The sequence below is a fragment of the Nocardia sp. NPDC051911 genome, assembly GCF_040681035.1.
Taxonomy (GTDB): domain Bacteria; phylum Actinomycetota; class Actinomycetes; order Mycobacteriales; family Mycobacteriaceae; genus Nocardia; species Nocardia sichangensis.
In genome coordinates this window covers 1-18,486 of the sequence record NZ_JBFAXY010000029.1, presented here as the reverse complement: position 1 = coordinate 18,486, position 18,486 = coordinate 1, and the positions used below count along the sequence as shown (strand labels likewise).

Genomic DNA, 18,486 nt, shown 5'->3' with positions numbered 1-18,486 from the left:
ATTCGCTGCGAAAAAGTGTCCTATCACCCGATCGAATGTCGGTATGCAAGCGGATGCCGTCGGGTGGCGTTCATCGGGCACTGGTCGAATAGCGGGGCAACGTTCGCAGGGAGGAAGAGCCATGACCAGCATCGACACTCACGCCAACGGAACCGTCGCGTCCCGTGTCACCGAACTGACCACGGTTTTCGAGCGGGGACTTCGCGAAAACCTAGGCGTCGGCGCATCTCTGGGCATTCGACTGGAAACCGCGGGCGACGGCTACACCCGGTACTACCTCGACCCGAACCCGGCCACGATCAACGCGATGTTCACCGTGCACGGCGGTGTGCTGGCCACGTTGATGGACACGGCGATGGGCAGCGCCGTCTTCACCGAACTCGGTGACGGCGTGGCCTACACGACATTGGAGTTGAAGGTGAACTTCATCCGGTCGGTGACGCTGGACGGTTCCCGGCTGACCTGCGAGGCCAACGCCGTGCACGTCGGGCGGCGCACCGCGACGGCGGAGGGCCGGATCACCGACGCGAACGGCAAGCTGATCGCGCACGGTTCGACCACGATCCTGGTCTTGCCGCCCGAACACTGAGCACAGCGGACGGCCCGGCTCCCGGAACACGATCGGGAGCCGGGCCGTCCGGTGTCGAAACTCAGGCCAGTGATCGGCATTCGTCGATGAAGCGCACCAATTCGTCGAGGCGGTCGCTGCGGGCGTCCACCGCGCGGTCGATCACCTTCACCAGGTGCTCGTAGGCCTCGGTGTGGTCGTAGGAGGCCACGTCGGCGATCTTCAGCGCCCACCGCCAGTAGCCGCGCATGGTGTCGGCCAAGGGCATGCGGAAGGTGGCGATCACCTCCCGGATCGGCTCCACGGCGGCGTCGCCGTGCACCCGCAGGTAGCGGCCGACCACGTCGGCCATGAAACTGAAATGCCGCGCCTCGTCGCGCGACAGCCGCGCCAGCACCGCCCCGAGCACCGGATCGTTCACCACCTCGCGCAGGTGCTGGTAGTACATCTGGGTCGCCTTCTCCTGCACCAGCGCGTAGGCGAAGAACTGCACCGGATGCCGGTAGGGCAGGTCGAACGGTTTCTGCCCCTCGATCGCCAGCTCGGCGCGCAGGGCGCCGCGCTCGGCCATCCCGGACGCCACCTGATAGCGGCTCAGCGCGCGTGCGTGGGTGTCCTCCTCCAGCGCCCAGCGGACCGTGAAGTGGTAGAGCTCGCGGTTGTGCACGAACGCGTCCCGGTCGACGGTGTCGTCCACCGGGAAATAGCGGTGGTAGACGTCGAAGTAGCCGGGCAGATGGTCCTCGATGAGGGTGACGAACTGGACCGCGGACCGCTGGCCTTCGGTGAGGCGGCCCGCGTCGGCGCGGAACCAGTCGAAGGCGGTCTCCACGTCCCAGGCGCGCGTGGCGGGCGAGGCCGCGAGGAAACCGTCGACGGCCGCGACCACTTCGTCGACGGGAATCAGCGCCGATTCGATGTTCATCTGTCGCTCCTGCGGCTCAGCGGGCGTTACGGCAGGTCAGCGCGTAATGCTTGGTGGTGTAACCCCATCCGGCGTTCGCGATCTCCAGGTAGTGCCGCAGCTTCGCGGCCAAGCCGGGCCCGTGCGCGTCGATGCGTTCGGCTGCGGCGTCGACGTTCGCGATCCAGTCGTCGATGGTGCGGCGGTAGTGCTCGGTGAGGTCGTCCACCGCGATGACGGACAAACCCGCGTCCTCGGCGGCGGTGACCAGGTCGGAGAGCGGACGCAGATCGCCCCACCCGAAGATGTCCGCGCGCACGAACTCGGTTCCGGCCTTGGCGTCGAACGCCGTGCGCGCGGACGCGTTGCGGAAGCAGCTCTCCGACACGTACAGCGTGCCGCCGCGCCGCAGCACCCCGCGGCCTCGGCGGAAGACCGCGCCGAGATCGGGCATGTGCACGATCGAGCCGAGCAGCGTCACGGCGTCGAAACCGCGCGGCGGCAGTTCCATCCGCTCGAAGTGGCCGACCCGGGTGTGCACCCGATCCGCGAGACCGCGGGCGCGGGCCTGCTCGGCGATGTACTCGTGCTGGCGTGGCGCCGGGCTGACACCCGTTGTCTCGCAGCCGAATTCCGCCGCCATGAACAGGATCAGCGAGCCCCAGCCGCAGCCCACATCGAGGAGGCGTTCGCCGCCGGTCAGCCCGAGCCGGTCGGCCACGAACCGCAGTTTGCGCCGCTGCGCCTGCTCGAGGGTGTCGGACTCGGATTCGTAGAGCGCCGAGCTGTATTTGCGCAGCGGGTCGAGGAATTGGCCGAAGATGTCGGGGTCGAGGTCGTAGTGCTGGTTGGTGTCGGCGGTGACCGGCTGGTCGGTGACGGTCACGCCGCCGCCTCGCGCAGCGCCTTGCCGACCACGGTGACGACGTCGTTCAACGAGGACAGGCCGAACACGTCCTGGTCCTCGAGTTCGATGTCGTAGGTGCGCTCGATCTTGGCGACCATGCGCAGCACGCGCACCGAGTCGACGCCGGCAATGCCGCGCAGGTCCAGGTCGGGGCGCAGCTCGGTCTCGGGGATGCCGGTCTCGGCGGTGGCGATGCCGGTGACCGTGCGCAGGATGTCGTCGGCGGTGTGGGTGGTGGTCATGACTCGACTCCGTTCGGGGCGAGGGCGGTGCCGGTGGACAGGGCGTGGGAGAGCGCGGCGACCTCGTCGTCGCCGAGGGTGAGCTGATGGCGCACGTCGTCGAGCGCGAACGGCTGGTAGGCCGCGGTGGAGCCGGCGCACACGAGGCCGTCGGCGTCGCGGATCTCCGCGGACGCCCGGATCGGGCGGTCTGCTTCGTCGCCGGGCAGCGTTGCGACGCAGTGGTATTCGCGTCCGACGAGCAGCGGGGTGAGGAACCGGGTGCGCTGGGTGACGGTGAACGCCGGGTGGTGGCGCGCCAGGACGATGAGATTGCCCATCACCTCGTCGCAGATCACGCCGATCAACCCGCCGTGCACGACGCCCGGGTAGGACTCGAACTCGCGCCCGAGCCGGAACCGGGCCTGCAACCCGTCCGGATGCGGGGTGAACCGCAGGCGAAGGCCGGTCGTGTTGTGCGGCGAGCAGCCGAAGCAGCGGTAGTCCGGGATCACCGACCAGGGCACCCGGACGGTGTCCACTCCGCCGTGGCCGGTGTCGTCGAAAGCGCTGTCGCGGTCCATGGCGCTAGGCGATCGCGTCGGCCAGGGCCCGGCGAACCTTGGCGTTGCTGGACAGGTCGAGTCCGGTCATGCTTGCGAAGGTGCGCCGGACCTTGTCGTGCAGGACATCCAGCTCGCCCTCGGCGGCGACCTGCTCGAGGAACAGGTCGAAGCCGGTGTCGATGGTCTCGTGGTCGCCGAGTTCGCTGATCCCGGCCTTGAACGTGCTGACCGGGTGCTTGATCTTGGCTTCGGAGCTGTACACGTAGAGGGTCTCCAGCACCGACGGCAGCTCCTCGGGCCGCCGCCGCAGCCGCTCGGTGGCGTAGTGGATGAACTCGCGCGCGTGGCCCGCCTCATCGCGACTGGCGTTGAGCAGCAACCCCTTCAGCACGGGCTCCTCCACCCAGTTCGCCACCGCCCGGTAGATGTGGTTGACGGTGAGCTCGGAGATGATGTTGGTGGCCAGGGTCGCCGACGGAGTGGTGCCCGGCGCGTACGGCTCGCGCATCAAGTCGACGGCCTTGTCGTCCACGCGCTCGCCGAGCGCGTTCAGCCAGGAGCGGAACGCGTAGTGGTGCTGCACTTCCTGGTAGCCCCACACCACCGCGAACGTGGAGAAGTCGTAGTCGTCGACGAACTCGTTCAGGAATCCGTGCACCGCGGCGATGACGTTGGACTCGCCCATCGTCGCGCTCTTGGCCAGGGTGATGTACTCGGGACGGACCAGGGTCGCGTCGACGGCGTCGAGATCGAGGTCGGCCAGCTTCCAATGCAGGCGCTCGTAGTGGCGGAAGACGTCATAGCTGTGCACGAAAGGCTCCGGTTCGGTCGGGATTACCTGCGGTGGGTGATGAGATCGCGGGCGGCGAGCCGCTGGAGCTTGCCGCTGCTGGTACGGGGAATGCTGCGCGGCGCGACCAGGTGGACCTGGACCGCGGCCAGGCCGAGTTCGGCGGAGACCCGGGCGCGGATCGCCTCGGTCAGCGCGTCGGCGTCGGCTCCGGTGCGCTCGGATTCGGCGATCAGCGCGATCACGTCCGCGCCGTGCGGGTCGATCGCCGCCGTGCACCGGCCCTTGTACACGCCGTCGAGGTCGCGTACCGCCGCCTCGACGTCCTGGGCGTAGTAGTTCACGCCGCGCACCGTGATCATGTCCTTGCACCGGCCGGTGACGAAAAGCTCGCCGTCCCTCAGGTAGCCGAGGTCGCCGGTGCGCAGCCAGCCGTCGGCGAACAGACCGGACACGCGCGCGGGGTCGGCGGTGAGATATCCGCCGGTGACCGCGTCGCCCTGGATGAGGATCTCGCCCACCTTGCCGTCGGGCAGGTCACGGTCCCGGTCGGGGTCGACCACCCGCACCCGCATACGCGGTACCGGCGAGCCCACTCCGGCCACCGGCCGAGCACCCGAGGCGTCCGGTGGAACACGCTGTGCGATCGCGTCATCCGACAGTGCGGCGCGATCCACCCACTCGAAGACGGGCGCGCGGCCCAGCGGCGGGAAGGTGACCGCGAGGGTCGCTTCGGCCATGCCGTAGACGCCGAACATCGTCGCCGGTCGGAATCCGGCGGGGGCGAAGCGTTCGCAGAACGCGACGACGACATCTCGGGAGATCGGTTCCGATCCGTTGAACGCGATCCGCCAGCGGCTCAAGTCGTAGTCGCGCACCCGCTCGGCGGGCACGGCGGCCAGCAGCGCCTCGTAGCCGAAATTGGGCATCGCGGTGATGGTGGTTCCGCTGGCGGCGAAGTCGGCGAGCCAGCGGGCCGGGTCCTTGACGAACGACAGCGGGGACCACACGTGGGCGGGGATGCCGCGCAGAATCGCCGAGAGCGTGCCGAACAGACCCATGTCGTGGAACAGCGGAAGCCAGAACCCGCCCTGATCGTCCAGGCTCAGATCGATGCCGGTGCGGATCGATGCCAGGCCGCTGAGGACGTTGTGGTGGGTCAGGCGAACGCCTTTGGGTGTCGCGGTGCTGCCGGAGGTGAACTGGATGACGGCCGGATCGTCGCTCGACAGCTCGGGAAGGGCGTCGGCCGTCGCAGTGTCATCCGCGAGAAGCGCTGCGGTGTCGATCAATTCGACATCCAGCGGGTCGCCGAGCAGTGTCGCCAAGTCGGCGAAGCGATGCGACACCAAAATTGTGCGCATGCCCGCCGCCGCGACGATGGCGGCGAGCTTCTGCGGGTAGCCGCTCGCCGCGCGGGCGCCTGCGGGCAGCGGAAGGGGAGTCGCGGCGCCGCCCGCCGCCGTCACACCGAACAGGCAGGTGAGGAACTCGGGAGCATTCGGACTAAGGATGCCCACCGGTTCGCCGCGCCGCACCTCGCGCCGCAGCAGCGCCGCCGCCGCGACCAGCGACCGCCGGTGCAGCTCGGCGTAGTCCACCGTTTCCGGCAGCGACCAGAACGTGGCGGCCACCGCGGGATGGGCGGCGGCGATCTCGGCGAGGCGACCGTGCAGGGTCCCGGCCGAATCCGCGGAATTCATGTCCGCCACGGAAACAGCGAATTGTGACGGCGCATTGAACTCGTTGTGAATTGACGTCGGCGATAAACAAGGCCGATCATCCGATCGCACTGCGCGATAAAGTATTTCGGCTATGGCTCGATAGGAATGGGTAATCGCCGCCACACCGCGCCGGTGCCGCGCACCACGATGGACGAGAAATTCTCTCCCGCGTCCCGGAATTGTCCGCAGCGATCCGGCGGATGCTATGGCCTTTTCCGTGCCGCGTCCATTTCTACCCAGGAGTCGCCGGTGAATTCCGACCAATCCGCGGTCGAGGAATCGACCCCGGTTCAGCTGGCGGTCGTCGAGAGCGTCGCCGCGCACATGCGGCACAACCCGTACGGCAGTTACGACGTGCTGCGCGCGGCGGCCCCGTTCGTGCCGGGCCCGCACGACACCCACCTGGTGACCCGCCACCACGAGGCGCAGGCGATCATGCAGGACCCGCGCTGGAGCCACGCCGAGGAACCGGAACTGCTGCACGGTGACAGCGAGGTCGAACTGCCCGGCTCGTTCCTCTGGATGGAACCGCCGGAGCACACCCGCCTGCGCGGACTGGTGAGCAAGGCGTTCACCGCGCGCACCGTCAGCGGTATGCGCGAGCGCGCGGAGCGTTTGGTCGAGGACCTGATGGCGAAGATGCTCGCCGAGCGCGACGTCGACCTGCTCGAGGCGCTGGCCTATCCGCTGCCGCTGACCATGGTGTGCGAACTGCTCGGCGTGCCGCCCGAGGCGCACGAGCACGTGCGGGAGATCTCGGCGGGCATCGCGCGCGGCCTCGACCCCGACGTGCTGCTGTCGAAACCGGAGCTGGACGCGCGCACCGCCGCCGTGCACGCCTTTCTCGAATTCTTCGGCGACCTGGTCGAGCAGCGCCGCCGCACTCCGCGCGCCGACTTGATCACCGCGCTGGTGCAGGCCGACGACGCGGGCGCGCGCCTGACGCGCACCGAATTGCTCGGCACGCTGCTGATCCTCGTCGTCGCCGGGCACGAGACCACGGTCAACCTGATCGGCAACGGCGTGCTGGCGCTCATCCGCAATCCGGAGCAGTTCGAGCGGTTGCGCGGCTTCCCCGAGCTGTCCGAGCCCGCGGTGGACGAGGTGTTGCGCTACGACGCCCCGGTGCATCTGACCACACGCACCGCGCACGACGAGATCACCGTCTCGGGAAGGACTTTCGCGCCGGGCGATGCGGTGATCGTGCTGCTGGCGTCGGCCAACCGCGATCCGGCGGCGTTCCCGCGGGCCGACGAGTTCGACATCGCGCGGTATGCGCGCGGTCGAAAGGCCGAGCGGCACTTGTCCTTCGGGCTCGGCCTGCACTACTGCCTCGGCGCGCCGCTGGCGCGGCTGGAGATGAGCGTGGTGCTACGGGCGATCGCCGACCGGGTCGCGTCCATGTCCCTGCTCGAGGAACCGCTGTACCGGCCGAACGTGGTCGTGCGCGGCATGTCGCAACTGCGTGTCCGGATGGAGGCCCGATGAACGCCGTTACGCCCGCCGAAGTCACCTTCGACGCCTTCGATCCGAGCGAGCGCGCCGACCCGTATCCGGCCTACCGGCGGGTGCGGGACGCGGCGGCGCTCTTCCCGTTCGCGTTCGGCGATGTGCCGGTCACGCTGGTCACCCGTTACGAGGAGTGCGCCGCGATTCTGACCGGCGCGGACTGGGGGCACGGCTACGCGGCGGGCATCAGTCCGTTCCGGGACACCACGGCGGCGATTCCCGGTTCCTTCGTCCGGATGGATCCGCCCGAGCACGGCCGCTACCGCAAGCTCGTCGCGAAGGCGTTCACCCCGCGGCTGATGGCCGAGATGGCCCCGGTCGCCGGGCAGGTCGTGCGGGAGATCGTGGACGCGGCGCTCGTCCGCGGCGAACTCGACGTCCTCGACGGCCTGGCGGTGCCGCTGGCGGTGGCGATGGTGCCGGTCCGGTTGCTCGGCGCCGACCCGGCCGACGCCGCGAAGTTCCGGGAGTGGCAGCTGGCCATCGCGCGCGGCAGCGACCCCGATTCGCTGCTCGGGCCGCAGGATGTGGCGGCCCGCACCGCCGCGGCAGTGGAGTGCATGGGCTACTTCGCCCGGCTGGTCCAGCGCAAGAAGGAGAATCCGACGCCGGACCTGCTGAGCGCGCTGGTCGCCGCGAGCGCGGACAGCGACCAGCTCACCGAGCCGGAGGTGATCGGCATTGCCCTGCTCACGCTGGTGGCGGGGATGGAGACCTCGATCAACCTCATCGGCAACGGCATGCTCGCGCTGCTGCGCAGCCCGGACCAGCTCGCCCTGCTGCGCGACCAGCCCGACCTCATCGCGCCCGCGCTGGACGAGATGCTCCGCTACGACGCGCCCACCCAGTTCACCATTCGCGTAGCGCTGGCCGACACCGTGGTCGGCGGACACCGGTTCCGCAGGGGCGACGGAGTCGTGGTGCTCACGGCGTCGGCCAGCCGGGACGACCGGGTCTATCCGGACGCCGACCGCTTCGATGTCACCCGCTACGCCGGAAACCATCCCGCGCGCAAGCATCTCGGCTTCAGCCTCGGCATCCACTACTGCGTGGGCGCGCCGCTGGCGCGGATCGAGGCCGAAGCCGCGGTCGGCGCGCTGCTCGCGCGGGCTCCGAAACTGGCGCCCGCGACCGACGAGATCGAGTACCGGCCGAGCTTGATCCACCGCGGCATCGTGTCGCTGCCGGTGACGTTGTGAACGGGGCACGGCACGCGGTCGTGCTCGGCGCGGGCGTCGCCGGGCTGCTGGCGGCGCGGGTGCTGGCCGACCACTTCGCGCGGGTCACGGTGTTCGAGCGCGACGGCTTCGACGTCGAGGGCATGCGCAAAGGCGTTCCGCAGGCACGGCACCTGCACGGCCTGCTGGATGGCGGCCGCACCGTCATCGAGGAACTGCTGCCCGGATTCACCGACGAGATGACCGCGCGCGGCGCGACCCGCGCCGAGGCCCTGGTCGCGACCAGGTGGTACGTGGGCGGCCTGCGGGCCGCGCCGGCCGCCACCGGGCTCACCTCGCTGATCGCGACCCGGCCTCTGCTGGAATCGCTATTGCGGGAACGGATATCGCGGCTTTCTCAGGTGCGGCTCGTGGCGGGAACCGCGCGCGGCCTGATCGGTGACCGGCACGGCGTGCGCGCCGTGTCGGTGTCGGGTGATTCCGGCGTCGAGACGCATGCCATCGACCTCGTGGTCGACGCGACCGGACGCGGCACGCGAGCGCCGGTGTGGCTCACCGCGCTCGGCGCCGAGCCGCCCGCAGAGCAGCGGCTGGAGGTGGATCTGGGCTACTCCTCGCGGTTCTACCGCCGCCTCGAAGGCCAGCTCGACGGGCACGCCTCGGTGATCATCTCGACCGGGGCCAACGGCCGCGGCGGCGGCGCGGTGCGGGTGGAAGACGACCGCTGGCACGTCACGCTGGCCGGGATACTCGGTGACCACCCGCCCACCGACCCCGACGGCTTCACCCGGTTCGCCGCCTCCCTCGCCGCGCCGGACATCCTCGATATGATCACCCGCTCCGAACCGGTCGGCGACGCGGTGCCGCACCGCTTCCGCGCTCCGGTGCGCAGGGCCTACCGGCGCCGTGCCGCGGTGCCCCATGGCTTCCTACTGCTCGGCGACGCGCTGTGCAGCTTCAACCCGCTCTACGCCCAGGGCATGGCGGTCGCCGCCCAGCAGGCCGCGGCACTGCGCGCGTGCCTGCGCTCCGGCGGACCCACGCCCGATCTCCCCGCGAGGTTCTACGCGGCGGCGGACAAGGCGCTCGACGTCGCCTGGCAACTATCGGCCGGCGCGGATCTGGCGTATCCGGGGGTGGTGGGGCCGCGCACGGTGCGCACGCGGCTCACCAACGCCTATGTGGCCCGCGTGCATCGCGCAGCCCACGTCGACCCGCATGTGTCCAGGACCTTTCTGCGAGTGGCGAACCTGGTCGAACCGCCGACGGCACTGCTGCACCCCGCGATGGCGGGACGAGTACTGCTGCGCGGCGGCACCCGCGCGGCCGCACCGAACATCCGTCCCACCGGTCCCGGACCCCTTCGCGCATCGGGTCCGTCGCCGGACACGCGGCCGTCCATCCCTTCCGATCGCTGACCCATTTCGACTACCGGCAGCATCGACCGGCGTCGGTGCTCCGCACAGGAGGAACCACTCGACATGGACTCGTCAACCGCTGGTACGGCTGTCGCGGAACAGGATTCCGCCGTCCAGACCGCCCTGATCCAGCTCTTCGGCCCCGAAGGCAGACCGGATCCCTACCGCCCGGCCCGGGTGCTGCGCGAGGCGGGCCGCCTGCACCAGACTCCCTTGGGCCACTACGTGCTCACCCGCTACGAGGACTGCGCCGCCGTCCTGTCGACCACCGCGTGGAGCCACGCGGAGGAGGCGGCGATGATGCATCCGACGGTGTCGCCGGAGGACGCGCCCGAGGAGTTGCCCACCTCGTTCCTGTGGATGGAGCCGCCGGACCACACCCGGCTGCGCAACCTCGTGACCAAGGGCTTCACCCCGCGCATGGTGACCAGGCTGCGTCCGCGAATCCAGGAACTCACCGAGCAACTGGTCGACAAGGCCATGGAGGCAGGCGAATTCGACCTCGTCGAGATGATCGCCTACCCGCTGCCGCTGATCATCGCGTGCGAGCTGATCGGGGTGCCGCCGGAGGCCTACGACCAGGTCCACCAGTGGTCGCAGGATTTGGCGCGTGGCTTCGACCACGATCACACGCTGCCGGAGGAGGCGCTGAAGGCGCGCAGCGCGGCCTCGCGCGGATTCATGGGCTACTTCCGCGAGTTGCTGAACCAGCGCCGCCGCGACCCGAAGGACGACCTGCTCAGCGCGCTGTCCCAGGTGGAGGATCGCGGGGACGTGCTCACCGAACAGGAGCTGCTCGCCACCTGCATCACCACGTTCGTGGCCGGGCACGAGACCACGGCCAACCTGATCGGCGCCGGTTCGTTGCAGCTGATGCGCAACCCAGAGGCGATCGATACGCTGCGCAAGCGACCGGAACTGGTCGCCTCGGCGCCCGACGAACTCTTGCGCCTGGAACCGTCGGTCCAGATCACCACGCGTGCCGCGACCCGCCCGATCACGCTGGCCGGGCACGACTTCGAGCCGGGCGAAGGCGTGGTGGTGCTGATCAATTCGGCCAATCGCGACGACGCGGCCTACGCCGACGCCGATCGCATCGACGTCGCCCGGTACGCGGACCCGATGAACCCGGCCAAAAAGCATCTCGGCTTCAGCCTGGGCATCCACTACTGCCTCGGCGCCCCGCTGGCGCTGCTGGAGATGGAAGTGCTGCTGGAGGTGCTGTTGCGGAAGGTTCGCGACATCGAGGTGCTGTCGGACACGCCGCCGTACAAGCCGAATGTCGTGATCCGCGGGTTGGCGGCGCTGCCGACTCGTTTCACCGCCGTGTGAGTCCGGCGCCATCGGGCCGGACCCGGCCCGATGGCAACACGGTCAGCTGCCGACCACCTCGATCTTCGCTTCGTCGACCTTGATGTTCTGGTCGGTCGGGTTGCCCTGGGGTTTCACGGTGATGCGCGACTTCTCGACGCCCGCGGACTCGAGTTCTGCCGCGATGTTGTCGCCCCTGGCCTTGGCGACGGATTTGGCGGTGGCGGGGTTCTCGTCCTCGGCGTAGGTCGTGATCTCCACCTTGGCGTCGTTGCCTTTCAACGGGACCGCCACCACTTTGATGGTGGCGACGTCCGTCCCGCTGAGGTCGGAGCTGCCGCTGTCGAAGGTGATCGGCGCGGCGGCCAGCGCCGCGTTGATCGCGTCCTGGATCACCTGCTGCGCGGTGTTCAGGCCCGAACGCACTGCCGAGGACGCGGTCGCGGCCAGGCTGCTGCGCAGGGGGTGGGTCTGCTCGGTCGTCGTCGCCGAAGAATTCGAGCCGTCGTCGGACCCGCACGCCGCGGTCACGAGCAGCGCGACGGCCACAGCGGCGATTCCACTGACGCTTTTCTTGGAAATCATCTGCCTACTCCTGTTTCGGTGGAGAAATCCCGTATGCGCCATTCGGTGCGATGCGTGGAATTGCCCGGGAACAGGCCCGCACGCATACGTCTGTCCAATGCTGTCGGTGCACTCGATCCTTGCACAGGCACGCGGCCACGGAGTGCCGTTTCGCGGGTCGCCGCATTTCCCGGTCACGAGCGGCGCAATTGTTGCCGGAATGTGCGCGAGTCGCCATGAGCGCGGCGTAGCGTCGATTCGGCGAAATGCGGGAGTTCTCCCGGCCGGGCGACGACCGGTTCGGGAGGGGCCGGACGTCGAGACGAAGCAGACCAGTCGCGCGAATCGGCCCTTCGCGGCCGGATGAGCAGAGGAAGTGAACCGCGGTGCGGTCGGTGAAGTTGTCCGTGGCATTGGCCCGGGAAGTCTCGCTGGCACGGAGCCGGGCAGCGACCGGATGGCTGCGCGGAACGCCCCAGGGCCGCACCGTGCGCCGGATGATCGATGGCTTGGCGGAGGTCCAGATCGTCGATCGGTCGATGGTGCTCGCCGCGCAGATCTTCACCTCGGTGCTGCCGGTGATCATCGCCGCGTCCGTCTTCAGCGGGTGGCATGCGGCGGCGGAGACGATCAACGACCAGTTCGGGTTCGATTCCGGCTCGCTGGGCGCCGAAACCGGCGCTAGTTCGGACGATCCGACGCTGGCGGCGTTCGGCGTGGTCGGACTGCTCATGGTCGTGCTCGGCGGGACCTCGTTCGCGCGCGCGCTCGCTCGCGTCTACGCGGCGGTATGGAAGGTGCCGACCCTTGGCCCCCGCGATGCGTGGCGCTGGCTCGCCGCGCTGCTCGCCGTCGCGATCGCGGTGGCGCTGGTGGGGCAGACCAGGGAGCTCACGCGAATCCGGTACGCGGGTGGACCGCTCGCCCTGGCGGGTGAGCTGGTCGTCTGGGCTTGCGTCTGGACGGTCGCGCCTTTCCTGCTCACGAAGGGAGCGCTGACCGGGCGGCCGTTGTGGGTGTCCGGAGTGCTCACTGCGGCCGGTCTGACCGCGATGCACGCGGTGGGGCGGGTGGTGCTGCCGCGAACCACGGCGAACGCCGAAGCGCACTTCGGTCCGCTCGGCCTGGCCTTCACCACGGTCAGTTGGCTTTTCGTCCTGTCGATGGTGATCGTGGGCGCGGCGGCGGTCGTCAAGGCGCTCGCTCTGGACGAGACCGCTGTCGGTCGTTTTCTGCGCGGTCCGCAGCAGAACGGCGCGTGACGCGGCAGGGAGCTCGCTCTTCTCGAAAACCTCTGTGTATCAGGCCTTCTCGGTGAACTACCAGTCGACCTCGCCGAGTTCGTGCAGCCTGCGGAAGACCAGCATCGAGCCGGGCGCGACGTGGTCCATGGCGGCGTACTCGCGCACGGTGAAGTAGCGCAGCTCGGCGATCTCGCTGGTGGGTCGCGGCTCCCCGTCGAGTTCCGCGGTGAAACACGTCATGTGCAGCTGGGTGCCAGGGGAGTGCCCGTACGCCTCGGCCCGGAACACGCCGAGTTCGTCGTAGGCGACGACGCCGACGCCGAGTTCTTCGCGCACCTCGCGGTGCAATGCCGCCTCGGGCGTCTCGCCCGGGTCGATCTTGCCGCCGGCCATGTAGAAGACGTCCTTGCCGGCCGAGCGAGCCTGCAGCAGGCGGCGATCCCGGACATGGGCCAGCGCGGCGGTGCGAATCACCGGCCCACTGTACTGAGCGGACCGAACGCGACGTCAACCGGATTTCCGGCGGTTCGGGCCGCTCAGTGCTCGAGCACGGCGCGGTGCAGGAGCTCGCCGATGCGCCGGTGGATCAGCGCGGTGTCGTCACCGTCGGCGACGAACTCCAGGAACAGCGCCGCACCGGCCGCCAGCGCGATGACGGCCCTGGCATCCAGTTCGGATCGCGCACGCGATTCGGTGTCGCCCGCGGCGAACAGCGCGGCCGCGGGGGTGCTGAATCCGGCCCACAGCCGGTCGCGCAATTGCCGATCGCGATCGAGCGCGGTCAGCAGGCCGGGCACGGCCGCGCGAACATCGTCCCGCGCGAACAGTTCCCGGCTGCCGCGCAGCACCCACTCGATCCATCCCTTCCGATCGGTTCCCTCGAACGGGCCCAGATCCGGCGTCTCACCGAGGACGGCGTGCAGCACCAGTTCGGCCTTCGATTGCCAGCGGCGACCGATGGACGCCCGGCCGACCCCCGCGCGTGCCGCCACCGCCCGCACGCTCAACTCGTCCCAACCCACCTCGACCAGCATCTCCCGCACGGTCGCCAGCACGCGCTGCTCGACCGACTCGTCCCGGGGCCGGCCCGCGCTCCGGGTCGCCGACTGCGGGTCCTGCGCCGTTTCGCCCATGCCGCTCCCTGACCTCCATTACGATGCCGCTGGCATCGAATTTGTACCGATGCTTCCGATGTGCGGCCATTGTCGCGTGCGCCGTGGGCGCGGCGGCGGTGGACCGGACGGCGGAACCCGTGGTGACGAAGGAATGAGATGGGCGGACCGAAAGACATACCGGCTGATACCGGCTCGGCGGCCCGAGCGGCGAGCGCGTGTACGACCGGAAGTGACGAGGGGTAGCCGGTATGCGAATCGCGGTCACCGGCGGCACCGGCTATCTCGGTGCGCACACCGTTTCCGCACTATTGCGGGACGGGCATCAGGTCGTTCTGCTGGTCCATCCGAGTGAGTCCCTCGCCGCGGTGGTCGGCATGTTCGACGCCAGGCCGGACATGCTCTCCGTGCTGCCCGGTGACATCAGGGACCCGCAGACCGTGGAGAAGTTGCTCGTCGGATGCGACGCCGTTCTGCACGCGGCAGGCGTGGTCGGCACCGACAACCGGCGCGAGCAGTTGATGTGGGAAGTCAACGCGGACGCCACTGCGATGGTGCTCGCCCGAGCGACGGCGCTCGGGCTGGACCCGATCGTGCACGTGGCCAGCTACAGCGCACTGTTTCCCAGCCCCGATCCGGTCATCACGCCGGACAGCCCCACCGCGCCGGGTCGCAGCGCCTACGGCCGTACCAAGTCGGCCGCCGATCGGATCGCGCGGGCGTTGCAGGTCACCGGCGCTCCGGTGGTGATCACCTATCCGTCCAGCGTCGTCGGCCCCGGTCTCGGGGCGCAGGCCGGGATCACCTCCGACGGTTGGGGCGCCATCCTGCGAGCCCGCGTCGCTCCGCGAATCCGGGGCGGGATGCAGATGATCGACGTCCGGGACGTAGCCGCCGTGCACGCCGCCGTCATGCGCCCCGGTCTCGGACCGAGGCGTTATCTGTGCGGCGGTCACCTGGTGGCCTTCGACGAGATCGTCGATATTTTGGAAAGCGCTGCCGGGCAACGGATCCGCCGGATCCCGGTGCCGAAGGCCGCCCTGCTGGGAATCGGACGGCTCACCGACGCCGCCGCCCGATTCCTCCCGATCAGCGCGGGCCTCAGCTACGAGGCGGCGTGGTTGCTGACCACCGCCACGCCGACCGACGACTCCCGCACGCTGGCCGATCTCGACCTGCGCTGGCGGCCCATCCGGGACGCCATCATCGAATCCGTGCGCCGCGAAACCGATTCCCACACCTGATGCGGCACGGGCCGGTCGGACCAGTTCCCGGCGGTCAAGTGCACGCCGGAGGCGGCATCACGCGACGGCGGTTCCCTCGAGCTCGACCAACTGGCCCGGTATCGCCAGCCGTGTGACCCCGAGCATCGTGGTGGCCGGTGCCACCCCGGAAGCACCCAATCTCGACGCCAGTACACCGTAGTGCTGGAAAAGCAGATCGACGTCGGTGGTGTAGACGTTGAGCCGGACGAGGTTCGCGAGAGACATGTCGGCCTCGCCCAGCACGACCTCCAGGTTGTCCAGGCTCAGCGCCAACTGCCCCGCCATGTCACCGTCATGCTGGGGCTTGCCGTCGCCGCTCATCGCGGTCTGCCCGGAGCAGTACAGGGTCCGGGTGTGGCCGCAGACGAGCTCGCCCTGGTTGAATCCCATCTCCACCGACCACGTCACCGGGTTGACTGCCGTTCGTTCGACTACCACATCAGCTCCCATTCGATTTCGAAGTACGTACGTCCTGTCGGCCCGGTAGCCGCTGTCCATGACGCCGTGGTGCTGAGCCTCCCAGCGAATCACGACATCCTGTGTCGTGTATTCGTTAGAGTTTTCGTATGCGCGCCGACCGGTTGGTCTCGCTGGTGCTACTGCTGCGCCAGCGCGGTCGGCTGACTGCGACCGAGCTGGCCGACGAGCTGGAGGTGTCCACCCGCACCGTGTTGCGCGACATCGAGGCGCTGTCCGCGGCCGGTGTCCCGGTCTACGCCGAACGCGGCCGACACGGCGGTTACGCTTTGTTACCCGGGTTTCGGACCGAGCTCACCGGGCTGAACCACGACGAGGCGCTTGCCCTGCTGATCGCCGGATCACGGCGCGGCGCGCAGGCATTCGGCCTCGGCTCGGCGCTTGCTTCGGCGATGCTCAAGGTGATCGACGCGCTACCCGAAAGCTATCGGGACACCGCGGCTGACGTGGCCGAGCGATTGCTCGTCGACCCGCAGACCGATCTGCTGTCGCGTCGGCTGATCGCTGAGGAAGTGCCCGACACCATATCGGCGGAGATCCGGCGCGCGGTGTTCGCCGGACACAAGCTGCGCATCCACTACGCGGCCGTGGACCAAACCCCGAAGTGGCGCACGGTGGACCCGATCGGCCTGGTCATCGTTCGCGACCAGGGTTACCTGCTGGCCACGAGATCCGGCGCGGACCGCACCTACCGGCTGTCGCGGGTGCTGGCTGCGAAGGAACTCTCCGAACCGGCACAGCGACCGGGCTGGGTCGATCTGGACCGGGCGTGGCAGGAACGCAGCACGCGGTTCCGGACCGGCGGCGACCGAATCGCCGTGCTGGTACGGGTGAACCCAGCCCGGCGAGAGGAACTCGTGAGCACCGCGCTGGCCGTCCGCACCGAGGAAACCGACACCGACGGCTGGCTGCGGCTGGAGCTGATCTTCCAAGACTCGCGACACGCCGAATGGGCGCTGTGGCAGCTCACCACAGACGTGGAAGCACTGGCCCCGCAGTCGTTGCGCACTTCCCTTCGCTACCGCGCCGCCGCGATCGCCACCTATTACGGGGAGTCATCCTGAGAGTCGTCGCCTGCTGACGTCACCCCGGTGAGTATCGCGACCTCCGCTCCCCGCAGGCCGGGCGACCGCCGCAGGCCCACTGTCGGCAGACCGGCGTCCTTCGGCGTGATCCGGCCCTACGGGTGCGGAGTCGCACAGCTGGGCGCGCCGGGACAGATGTGCGGGCCGTAGCTGAAAGCCAAGTGCCGGTTGGCCGTCGGGCGGGAGACGTCGAAGTCGTCGGCGTCCTCTTCCTTGGTCATCGGCGATGCCCAACCGCCGCTCGCCACTTCGGCGAGCGCGGCGGCGGCGCGTCGGGGCTGACGCTGTCGTGGTACATCAGGGTCTCGATGTACCCGGGACTCACCAACCGCTTCAGTATGGGACCTGCACGAAGTCCGCCAGTTCGCGGACCTCTGCCGTCAGCGTCCTCCGCTTCTCGATCATTCCTGCGAGGATGTCACGCGCAAACCGTTGTTTCACAAGCCATTCCGGCAGCTCCCGCCGGATCTGCTGAAGCACCGCGAGCGCTTCCGGGTACTGCCGCATAGCCGCGTGTGCTGCTGCAATGTCGAGCCGATGACGCTGCCACGGCCACGGCAGGGGGTACTTCGTCCCCGCCAGTTGCGCACCGATCGCCAGCGCCACTTGCGGTTTGTCGACGACCATCGCGTTCTCTGCCGCCAACATCTGCACGGTGACCGGGCCGAATGCGTGCAGCAGGCCGTCTTTGGAGTCGTGTTCACCGTGACGGATCGCCATCCCGGCTACGCGGGCGAACGCGAGCGCGTCTTCTGCCTCGCCAGGCCGGTTGTCACGTATCGCCGCTGTGGAGACACGTTGCAACATCAGTCCCCAACCGGCGAGGTCTTCCCGTGATGCCTTCGAGATCCGGCGCGGGTGTCAGTGCGACATTCGCTGAGGTCAAGCCGCTATTCCGTGGTGGTCGGTTCACAGAACTCGATTTCTATCGGCGAGTGTGCGACCTGCCTGCCGAAGTCCATCCGCCGCACCTGGGGCGCATCACGCTGCGAACGCGGATGCGTCATCACCGGCATGGGCCCGTGCGAACGGGTGTGTCAACCCCGTAGCGCCCCAGTCCACGTCGGGCGAAATCTCAAGCGCTGTCAATGCCGTTAGGGGCTGCTGTAGGGAGAGGTCACATCGTCGTCTCCCTCCCCATATGCGGGCATTTGAGGAGTGTGTAACCGACATGTCCCCCCCCGCCGCCCACGCCAACTCCTCGCGCCGCAACCCCGGCACCCGTCGATGGGGCAGGCCGGGCCGCAACCCCGCCGCCTCCGGAGTGATGCGTTCGCGCCTGCTGTAGCGGGGATTCGGTGCTGGCAATGGAGAAAATCCCGATGGGTCGAGCCGCTGAAGACCGATCTGGATGAGATCACATCACTTGGGGCGCAGTTGAATACGAGGGCCGGTAAAATCGCGCAAATCAATAGCCTGCCCATATCTCACCGGCCCACTCGGACAACATTGACCTCTTCGGTGCGATCGAGGTCGATATCGACGCCGAACCAGCCCAGTGTGGACCCACCGGCTACGACCGTTGCTGGCCGCGACACCCTCTTCTGGCGACGCCACGGCCGATGGCATGTGATGTATATCCCATAATGGAACGGCGTCTGGAACGGCCACGTCCAAGTAGATGAATGAGAGGGCTTATCCCA

The 18,486-nt window shown here is 68.9% G+C and carries 20 protein-coding genes; 8 read left to right on the top strand and 12 right to left on the bottom strand.

From position 1 onward, the window contains the following. Positions 1-121: 121 nt before the first annotated feature. A complete protein-coding gene (locus tag AB0L97_RS29080; protein WP_364435623.1) occupies positions 122-589 on the top strand; it encodes a PaaI family thioesterase in 468 nt (155 codons plus the stop codon). 61 nt (positions 590-650) lie between these two features. On the opposite strand, the gene AB0L97_RS29075 is transcribed toward AB0L97_RS29080, so the two are convergent. The 6 genes from AB0L97_RS29075 to AB0L97_RS29050 are packed head-to-tail and all read right to left on the bottom strand — an operon-like array spanning position 651 to position 5,659. Then, positions 651-1,493: an acyl-ACP desaturase gene (locus AB0L97_RS29075; protein ID WP_364435620.1), complete on the bottom strand. Its 843-nt coding sequence runs from the start codon at positions 1,491-1,493 to the stop codon at positions 651-653. Positions 1,494-1,509: 16 nt separating this feature from the next. Continuing rightward, positions 1,510-2,358: a class I SAM-dependent methyltransferase gene (locus tag AB0L97_RS29070; RefSeq protein WP_364435617.1), complete on the bottom strand. Its 849-nt coding sequence runs from the start codon at positions 2,356-2,358 to the stop codon at positions 1,510-1,512. Further along, a complete protein-coding gene (locus AB0L97_RS29065; protein WP_355076528.1) occupies positions 2,355-2,621 on the bottom strand; it encodes an acyl carrier protein in 267 nt (88 codons plus the stop codon). The genes AB0L97_RS29070 and AB0L97_RS29065 overlap by 4 nt, the downstream gene beginning before the upstream one ends. Then, positions 2,618-3,184 (bottom strand): PaaI family thioesterase, encoded by a 567-nt coding sequence (locus tag AB0L97_RS29060; RefSeq protein WP_364435613.1) that lies wholly within the window; start codon positions 3,182-3,184, stop codon positions 2,618-2,620. The genes AB0L97_RS29065 and AB0L97_RS29060 overlap by 4 nt, the downstream gene beginning before the upstream one ends. Before the next feature lie 4 nt (positions 3,185-3,188). Then, entirely contained in the window at positions 3,189-3,977 is a 789-nt protein-coding gene (locus AB0L97_RS29055) for a ferritin-like domain-containing protein (protein ID WP_364435606.1), read from the bottom strand. Positions 3,978-4,000: 23 nt separating this feature from the next. Beyond that, positions 4,001-5,659 carry a fatty acyl-AMP ligase gene (locus AB0L97_RS29050; protein WP_364435603.1) on the bottom strand — a complete coding sequence of 553 codons (1,659 nt, stop codon included), beginning with the start codon at positions 5,657-5,659 and terminating at the stop codon, positions 4,001-4,003. Between the two features lie 270 nt (positions 5,660-5,929). Here AB0L97_RS29050 and AB0L97_RS29045 point away from each other — a divergent pair, with 270 nt between their 5' ends. The 4 genes from AB0L97_RS29045 to AB0L97_RS29030 all read left to right on the top strand — a co-directional run bounded on the left by AB0L97_RS29045 (position 5,930) and on the right by AB0L97_RS29030 (position 11,117). Continuing rightward, the gene (locus tag AB0L97_RS29045) at positions 5,930-7,168 is read left to right on the top strand and encodes a cytochrome P450 (RefSeq protein WP_364435600.1); all 1,239 of its coding nucleotides are present in this window, start codon (positions 5,930-5,932) and stop codon (positions 7,166-7,168) included. Continuing rightward, positions 7,165-8,388 carry a cytochrome P450 gene (locus AB0L97_RS29040; RefSeq protein ID WP_364435597.1) on the top strand — a complete coding sequence of 408 codons (1,224 nt, stop codon included), beginning with the start codon at positions 7,165-7,167 and terminating at the stop codon, positions 8,386-8,388. Before AB0L97_RS29045 ends, AB0L97_RS29040 begins: the two co-directional genes overlap by 4 nt. After that, positions 8,385-9,785 carry an FAD-dependent oxidoreductase gene (locus tag AB0L97_RS29035; RefSeq protein ID WP_364435594.1) on the top strand — a complete coding sequence of 467 codons (1,401 nt, stop codon included), beginning with the start codon at positions 8,385-8,387 and terminating at the stop codon, positions 9,783-9,785. Before AB0L97_RS29040 ends, AB0L97_RS29035 begins: the two co-directional genes overlap by 4 nt. Positions 9,786-9,848: 63 nt before the next feature. Further along, positions 9,849-11,117, top strand: a complete 1,269-nt coding sequence (locus tag AB0L97_RS29030; protein ID WP_364435591.1) for a cytochrome P450 — start codon at positions 9,849-9,851, stop codon at positions 11,115-11,117. 42 nt (positions 11,118-11,159) lie between these two features. Here the strand turns inward: AB0L97_RS29030 and AB0L97_RS29025 are convergent, their stop codons facing one another. Beyond that, positions 11,160-11,681 carry an OmpA family protein gene (locus AB0L97_RS29025; RefSeq protein WP_355076512.1) on the bottom strand — a complete coding sequence of 174 codons (522 nt, stop codon included), beginning with the start codon at positions 11,679-11,681 and terminating at the stop codon, positions 11,160-11,162. A gap of 365 nt (positions 11,682-12,046) precedes the next feature. On the opposite strand from AB0L97_RS29025, the gene AB0L97_RS29020 reads away from it, so the two are divergent. Continuing rightward, the gene (locus AB0L97_RS29020) at positions 12,047-12,922 is read left to right on the top strand and encodes a hypothetical protein (RefSeq protein WP_355076511.1); all 876 of its coding nucleotides are present in this window, start codon (positions 12,047-12,049) and stop codon (positions 12,920-12,922) included. A gap of 57 nt (positions 12,923-12,979) precedes the next feature. On the opposite strand, the gene AB0L97_RS29015 is transcribed toward AB0L97_RS29020, so the two are convergent. After that, complete coding sequence (locus AB0L97_RS29015; RefSeq protein ID WP_364435586.1) at positions 12,980-13,378, bottom strand: NUDIX domain-containing protein; 399 nt, start codon at positions 13,376-13,378, stop codon at positions 12,980-12,982. A 62-nt stretch (positions 13,379-13,440) separates the two neighbouring features. Continuing rightward, positions 13,441-14,037 carry a helix-turn-helix domain-containing protein gene (locus AB0L97_RS29010; protein ID WP_364435583.1) on the bottom strand — a complete coding sequence of 199 codons (597 nt, stop codon included), beginning with the start codon at positions 14,035-14,037 and terminating at the stop codon, positions 13,441-13,443. 230 nt (positions 14,038-14,267) lie between these two features. Here AB0L97_RS29010 and AB0L97_RS29005 point away from each other — a divergent pair, with 230 nt between their 5' ends. Then, positions 14,268-15,260 (top strand): NAD-dependent epimerase/dehydratase family protein, encoded by a 993-nt coding sequence (locus AB0L97_RS29005; RefSeq protein WP_364435580.1) that lies wholly within the window; start codon positions 14,268-14,270, stop codon positions 15,258-15,260. 57 nt (positions 15,261-15,317) lie between these two features. Here AB0L97_RS29005 and AB0L97_RS29000 read toward each other — a convergent pair whose 3' ends face one another. Then, entirely contained in the window at positions 15,318-15,671 is a 354-nt protein-coding gene (locus AB0L97_RS29000; RefSeq protein WP_364435821.1) for a RidA family protein, read from the bottom strand. 176 nt (positions 15,672-15,847) lie between these two features. On the opposite strand from AB0L97_RS29000, the gene AB0L97_RS28995 reads away from it, so the two are divergent. After that, a complete protein-coding gene (locus tag AB0L97_RS28995; protein ID WP_364435577.1) occupies positions 15,848-16,822 on the top strand; it encodes a WYL domain-containing protein in 975 nt (324 codons plus the stop codon). A 116-nt stretch (positions 16,823-16,938) separates the two neighbouring features. Here AB0L97_RS28995 and AB0L97_RS28990 read toward each other — a convergent pair whose 3' ends face one another. After that, on the bottom strand, positions 16,939-17,064 hold the full coding sequence (locus tag AB0L97_RS28990) for a hypothetical protein (RefSeq protein WP_364435574.1): 126 nt from the start codon (positions 17,062-17,064) through the stop codon (positions 16,939-16,941). Between the two features lie 112 nt (positions 17,065-17,176). Further along, entirely contained in the window at positions 17,177-17,650 is a 474-nt protein-coding gene (locus AB0L97_RS28985) for a hypothetical protein (RefSeq protein WP_364435571.1), read from the bottom strand. Positions 17,651-18,486 lie beyond the last annotated feature (836 nt).

Excerpts from the sequence above, each read along its gene's own strand:
- AB0L97_RS28990 (WP_364435574.1), bottom strand. The coding sequence starts at position 17,064 with ATGACCAAGGAAGAGGACGCCGACGACTTCGACGTCTCCCGCCCGACG.
- AB0L97_RS29025 (WP_355076512.1), bottom strand. The coding sequence starts at position 11,681 with ATGATTTCCAAGAAAAGCGTCAGTGGAATCGCCGCTGTGGCCGTCGCG.
- AB0L97_RS29065 (WP_355076528.1), bottom strand. The coding sequence starts at position 2,621 with ATGACCACCACCCACACCGCCGACGACATCCTGCGCACGGTCACCGGC.
- AB0L97_RS28985 (WP_364435571.1), bottom strand. The coding sequence starts at position 17,650 with ATGTTGCAACGTGTCTCCACAGCGGCGATACGTGACAACCGGCCTGGC.
- AB0L97_RS29040 (WP_364435597.1), top strand. The coding sequence starts at position 7,165 with ATGAACGCCGTTACGCCCGCCGAAGTCACCTTCGACGCCTTCGATCCG.
- AB0L97_RS29030 (WP_364435591.1), top strand. The coding sequence starts at position 9,849 with ATGGACTCGTCAACCGCTGGTACGGCTGTCGCGGAACAGGATTCCGCC.
- AB0L97_RS28995 (WP_364435577.1), top strand. The coding sequence starts at position 15,848 with ATGCGCGCCGACCGGTTGGTCTCGCTGGTGCTACTGCTGCGCCAGCGC.
- AB0L97_RS29010 (WP_364435583.1), bottom strand. The coding sequence starts at position 14,037 with ATGGGCGAAACGGCGCAGGACCCGCAGTCGGCGACCCGGAGCGCGGGC.
- AB0L97_RS29005 (WP_364435580.1), top strand. The coding sequence starts at position 14,268 with ATGCGAATCGCGGTCACCGGCGGCACCGGCTATCTCGGTGCGCACACC.
- AB0L97_RS29060 (WP_364435613.1), bottom strand. The coding sequence starts at position 3,184 with ATGGACCGCGACAGCGCTTTCGACGACACCGGCCACGGCGGAGTGGAC.
- AB0L97_RS29000 (WP_364435821.1), bottom strand. The coding sequence starts at position 15,671 with ATGGGATTCAACCAGGGCGAGCTCGTCTGCGGCCACACCCGGACCCTG.
- AB0L97_RS29080 (WP_364435623.1), top strand. The coding sequence starts at position 122 with ATGACCAGCATCGACACTCACGCCAACGGAACCGTCGCGTCCCGTGTC.
- AB0L97_RS29075 (WP_364435620.1), bottom strand. The coding sequence starts at position 1,493 with ATGAACATCGAATCGGCGCTGATTCCCGTCGACGAAGTGGTCGCGGCC.
- AB0L97_RS29050 (WP_364435603.1), bottom strand. The coding sequence starts at position 5,659 with ATGAATTCCGCGGATTCGGCCGGGACCCTGCACGGTCGCCTCGCCGAG.